Raw genomic sequence first — 231 nt, 5'->3', positions numbered from 1 at the left:
TCCTTCAGCTCCAGGATCTCGCCCCGGGCCGTGACCGTGATCTTCTGCGAGAGGTCGCCCTGGGCCACCGCGGTGGTCACCTGGGCGATGTTGCGGACCTGGTCGGTGAGGTTGCCGGCCATGAAGTTGACGGAGTCGGTCAGGTCGCGCCACGTACCCGACACGCCCTTCACGTCCGCCTGACCGCCCAGGTTGCCCTCGGTGCCGACCTCCCGGGCGACCCGGGTCACC

1 protein-coding gene is annotated in these 231 nt (G+C 69.7%); it reads right to left on the bottom strand.

Features of this window, described 5'->3' with window-relative positions; translation table 11 throughout:
- On the bottom strand, positions 1 to 231 hold a 231-nt coding region (locus tag IH13_RS0107490), incomplete at both ends, for a HAMP domain-containing protein (RefSeq protein ID WP_158791082.1).

It is taken from the genome of Streptomyces sp. NRRL WC-3549 (assembly GCF_000721935.1).
GTDB lineage: Bacteria > Actinomycetota > Actinomycetes > Streptomycetales > Streptomycetaceae > Streptomyces.
The sequence above is the reverse complement of the archived record's forward strand: the minus strand, read 5'-3'. Positions and strand labels throughout refer to the sequence as shown.